Origin of the sequence: Aquidulcibacter sp. (genome assembly GCF_020253525.1) — a bacterium.
Classification (GTDB): domain Bacteria; phylum Pseudomonadota; class Alphaproteobacteria; order Caulobacterales; family Aquidulcibacteraceae; genus Aquidulcibacter.
The window spans coordinates 1-4,859 of record NZ_JADCBK010000055.1; the positions used below are offsets into that span (position 1 = coordinate 1).

Here is a 4,859-nt window from a genome sequence, read left to right on the forward strand (position 1 = left end):
GCCTAGGCTGTGGTGGTTCGACTCCATCCCCATCCACCAATGTTCCCCGCTCTGCTGGCTATACACTGATCGCGACAGATGCCAGCATCGGGCTTGAACCCTGTCATTTACGATGGCGGGGTTTTTCTTCATCTGAAAGGAATCCCCCACTATGGCAGGGAAGGGTACCAACCCAACAAGCAAGGTTCGTCCTTCACGCACCAGACCCCCCGCTGCAAACGCTGCTGCTGAACCAGCAACTAGGTCCTCATCTCCTCGCGTAGCACGCCCAAAGCCCGCTGCAAGCACGCCTCGTCCTTCGGCCAGTCCCCCAATTCAAGGATGGCAGCCTCCTAATACTGCACCCCAGATTGAAATGGCTAACGCCGGTCGTGAAAGATTGACGCAAGCCGCCAACGGTCGGGAGGCACTAGCCCGCAACGTAGAGCGCGTAAACGGCTCTCCTAACGCTACCCCAAACCGGCTTACTCCTCAGCCCAACCCAAGCGCCCGTGCTGCCTTCAACAATCTGAGCCCTACGGCTCGTGCTGGTGGTGCGCTTGCTATCGGTGCTGCTGCAGCCCCTATCCTTGAGCAACTTATCCGACGTGCCCAAGAAAATGGCGTGTTTGATCGTCTCAATCCGAACAACTTATCGCAACGTCAGCAGGATATGGCTCGTCGGCGTGAGCAAGAACGTCTGGCAGCAGATGGGAATCGTTCAATGGCCGAGGGCCGTCGTGAATCACGGGTTGACTACGGACTAGACGATATTGCAGAAAACAATTTGCGTCTGGAGTCAGCCCCGCGTGCTGCTCCTTCGGCACCAGCCCGTCCACAGCCCCGGCCTACTGCTCGTCCACGTAACGAGAGCGACGAAATGGCTGCATCCCTTAATCGCGCCATGCTGTCGCGACCGGGTCGAGAATTTGTAAACAATGAAGCACCGGGCATTTCGGATGCCAGTGAATTGAAGCGTCGTCTCGGTGGATTCCCCCCAGACGTCGAAATGGCCCAAGGAGGGTACGTAAAAATGGCTGATGGTGGAGACGTTCGCAATCGTAGGTTTATGCAAGACCGCCGCGACAATACACCAACAAAGCTTGGCAAAAAGATTGGCCAAGCCTATATTGACGCTGGACGAGCCAATGATGAGCGCTGGAGATCAACTATCAAGTCTTACTTTGATGAAGTAGATCGCACTGAGCGTCGTGCTCTTCAAGAGGAAGCTGATAGGCGAGCATCAGATGACTTTAATGAGAACGGCCGGTCTACAAAAAACACATTTAGAGTACGCGGAAACACAGTGGCCCCTACAAAAATGTCCAAGGGTGGTATGGTTAAAATGTCAAGAGGTGGTGACGTGAGCACATTTGGTAAAGCATTTCGTGAGGCCCGTGATTCCGGCCTAAAGGAATTTGAGTGGAACGGTAATCGGTACAACACTCGTACCCGTGAGGAAGAGAGCCGCAGCCGTCCTGAGTCGGTTCGCCCAACAGCAAAGTCTTCACTAGCTGATCGCGCTAAGGCAGCTTCCAGCGGTTCGACTGATGACTACAAGGACACATCAAAGCCGATTGATCGGGCCAGTGCTCTTCGTGAGACAGATCGCGTCAGCCGTGGTGTAAAGATGGCCAAGGGCGGCATGGTGTCATGCGATAAGCCAAAGAAGATGGCCAAGGGTGGTCTAGCCGGTACATTCGATATGCCCGGCATGTCTGACACTCCGGGTCGTGCCCCGCAGAATCGTCGTCCCAAAATGATGAAGTCTGCTGCAAAGCCAAAGGTCAAGGCCACGATGAAGGCTAAGAACAACATGCCCATGCCAAAGATGGCCAAGGGCGGCATGTCCAAGCGAGGCAAGTAAGCATGACTGCTGCGACACTCACCACATTTCGGAACGGCCAGTCTAACGCTGGCCTGTTTTCGTATTCATCTGTATTTGCAATTACGCCATCGGACAGCGCCGATCTTGCCCCTAACTTTGTACGAGGGCTTTGGACCGGCACTGGTGGATCAATCTCCGTAATTCTTGTAGATGACACTACTGAAATTACACTTACAAACGTACCTGCTGGCGCAATTCTGCCGCTATTTGTAGCGCGTGTTCGCGCAACTGGTACGACTGCTACTAACCTACGAGGTCTTCGTTAATGGCCAATGCGTCAAACTATTTAGAGAGTTCCATTGCCAACTGGCTTCGTGGTACGACTTTTCCTACTGCTCCTGCATCCATCTTCGTTGGTCTGTTCAATGGTGATCCAACTGATGCCGGTTCTGGCGGCACTGAGGTAACGACCACAATCCGCGTTGCGGGTCGTGTCGCTGTCACCCTAGGTGCTCCGTCTGATGGCGTGATGACCAACTCTGCAGAAGTCAGCTTTGGTACTGCGGCCGGGGCTGCAACCGTAACACACTACGGTATTTTCGACGCTGCATCATCGGGCAACCTACTTGTTCACGGTGCTGTTGGCACATCTCGTACGTATGCTATTGGGGATACCTGCCGGTTTGCTGCCGGTGCGCTGAGCGTAACCGTAGCCTAATGCAGTTTGGATACGTACCGGGATCATCTCAGACTGATTCACTTAGCGGCGGCTTTGTTATTCGGATTACGTCATCCGCAACAATTGTTGCAACACGGGAACTGACCGGAGTCGCCAACGTAAGGGTCACGTCTGAGGCCGTACTGAATAAGGAAAAGCTACTAGCCGGCAATTCGGCGGTAGCTGTTTCAACCAGTGCTAATATCGACAAGACAAAAGAGTTATCCGGTGCGGCATCAATTACACTGACGGCTGCGGGATCAATTAGTCTTCTTCGATCAGTCGGCTACGACCCAACCTTTAGTGTTTCACGACAAATTACTATTTCTACTGATGATCCCGTAGCGTCTTTTGGCGAAACAGGTGATATTTGGTTTAAGGTGACTTAATGGCTGACGATATTAAGGTAACTCCCGGCACTGGCACGGACCCAACTGTAGCAACAAATGAAAAAGGTGGGCGGCATGTACAGATTATGCAGCTTGATCTTGGTAACGACAGCACAATTAATACTGCAGAAGGAACGGTACCCGTTTCTGCAACCAGTCTGCCACTCCCTGCCGGCGCTTCGACTAACGCTAAACTGGATGAGTTGGCCGCTACGCTAAACACGCTCGCCACGCAAACGACGCTCGCAAACGCGCTTTCTGAGCTTGTGGAAATTTCTGACCAAAGCGATACAGCGCAAAACCTGCTTCGCCAGCTTGTACAAGCCGCAATCTCCCCCGCCGGCTTTGATCGGTCCTTGGGGCGTGGTCGTGTCACGGCCCTCGTTGAAAGCGGCACGGTTACAACCGTTTCTACCGTTACGACTGTAACGACCGTCGCGGGCCTAACTAACATCGACGGCCGAAACGGCGCGATGCTTATCAACCAATCCAACCTTTCCGCGTGGGCCGATTGCGTCCGCCGGTTGATCACCTAAGGAGCAACTATGCCTAACACCTTTAAAAAGGTCATCGACCGGCTGCTGTGGGCGCAGGTCGCGCCTTCTCCCAATGCCCACGCGGCAGCGATGTCTATGGCCGCCGACATGCGCAATGACACCTCGCGCAACCCCTTCGTCTATACGCTACATTCAAACGCCCTCCTCAACCGATACAACATCGTGACAAAAGCGTGGCAGGTCGTGAGCACTGCACCGCTAACGGGCGGCACGTTCGGCGCCGGGTCCACCAGTGCATTCGTGCCTTCCTTTGGCGCGGTCGGAACCATCGCGGCGGGCGCGACGACGACGAGCGTTACACTGACGACTGCGCTGCCCACGGCGGTCGGCGTGAACATGCTCGCGAACCGGGGCGGCAGCGGGGAGTTTGGTTTCAAGCTCCGCATCATTGACACCGTTGCCGGAAAGACCGAAGAGCGGTGGATCGTCGGGAACACGGCCAGCACGACGCCGACCATTCGGCTCGAAACCGCGCTGACTTTCACACCGGCCACTGGCGCTCGATACGAGCTTCTCTGCGGCCGGCTGTTCATGTTGGGCGCTGGCACTTTGGCGGCGGGCGCGTTCCGATCGTTTGAGCCGGCAAGCAACACACTGGCGAACCGATCCATCACCAACCTGCCGGCCACGGTCAGCACGGACAGCGCCATCCTTGTGATGGATGAGCTTTATGTCCCCTTCGACCACAATCCGGGCGAGGGCATGGTCAAGGGCGCCACCACTTACGACACGGGCCTCGTCGCGCTGCTGGCGACCGCCGCTGGCGCGTCCACCATCACCGGACAGGCGACCGGCGGCGACGCCGTGGTGCTGGCGAACGAGTACCGGAACTTTCAGGTCCGCATCGTCGCGGACCCGACGACGCCGGGCTCGGTCGGGCAACGCCGCATCATCGCGAGTCACACGGCCGGCCCGAGCGCGGTCTACACGCTGGGGACGGCTTGGACGACGCAGCCGAGCGCGTCCGCGCGCTTCGTGATCGAGCAGCCGAACCTTCTTGTCCTGCGGACCACGGGCAACACGACGACCTACACGTACAATTACGGCGACGCGACGGTGAACAACGGCACCAACAGCATTGCCGCTGACGCTTGGTCCACGACCTACTTCGGCGCCGGGCCGGCGAACAACGCCGTCGGGAACCTATGGGCACCGTCCTTCGGTATTCAGCCCGACCCCGCGCGCAACGCTCGCCACAGCTTCAATTACTTCTTCCGGGGCGGTGCGGTGACGCTGGACTTGCTCGACATCGCGGGCAGCATCACGGGCACTTGGACAGGCGCTATCACCTACGACGGGAACGTAAACGCCTTCGGCGCCGGCACGACCGGGTGCTACTCCCCATTCGGGCAGGAAGGCCGATACACCTACGTCAACGTCTACGTCGC

At 56.8% G+C, this 4,859-nt stretch carries 5 protein-coding genes; all 5 read left to right on the top strand.

Annotated elements, in window-relative coordinates; genetic code table 11:
- The first annotated feature begins 604 nt into the window (after positions 1-604).
- Positions 605-1,846 carry a hypothetical protein gene (locus IOB61_RS07355; RefSeq protein ID WP_290814481.1) on the top strand — a complete coding sequence of 414 codons (1,242 nt, stop codon included), beginning with the start codon at positions 605-607 and terminating at the stop codon, positions 1,844-1,846.
- Between the two features lie 286 nt (positions 1,847-2,132).
- A complete protein-coding gene (locus IOB61_RS07360; RefSeq protein WP_290814484.1) occupies positions 2,133-2,525 on the top strand; it encodes a hypothetical protein in 393 nt (130 codons plus the stop codon).
- On the top strand, positions 2,525-2,914 hold the full coding sequence (locus tag IOB61_RS07365; RefSeq protein WP_290814487.1) for a hypothetical protein: 390 nt from the start codon (positions 2,525-2,527) through the stop codon (positions 2,912-2,914). Before IOB61_RS07360 ends, IOB61_RS07365 begins: the two co-directional genes overlap by 1 nt.
- Positions 2,914-3,450 carry a hypothetical protein gene (locus IOB61_RS07370; RefSeq protein ID WP_290814489.1) on the top strand — a complete coding sequence of 179 codons (537 nt, stop codon included), beginning with the start codon at positions 2,914-2,916 and terminating at the stop codon, positions 3,448-3,450. The genes IOB61_RS07365 and IOB61_RS07370 overlap by 1 nt, the downstream gene beginning before the upstream one ends.
- A gap of 9 nt (positions 3,451-3,459) precedes the next feature.
- A partial coding sequence (locus IOB61_RS07375; RefSeq protein WP_290814492.1) for a hypothetical protein occupies positions 3,460-4,859 on the top strand: 1,400 nt, incomplete at its 3' end.

Excerpts from the sequence above, each read along its gene's own strand:
- IOB61_RS07360 (WP_290814484.1), top strand. The coding sequence starts at position 2,133 with ATGGCCAATGCGTCAAACTATTTAGAGAGTTCCATTGCCAACTGGCTT.
- IOB61_RS07365 (WP_290814487.1), top strand. The coding sequence starts at position 2,525 with ATGCAGTTTGGATACGTACCGGGATCATCTCAGACTGATTCACTTAGC.
- IOB61_RS07370 (WP_290814489.1), top strand. The coding sequence starts at position 2,914 with ATGGCTGACGATATTAAGGTAACTCCCGGCACTGGCACGGACCCAACT.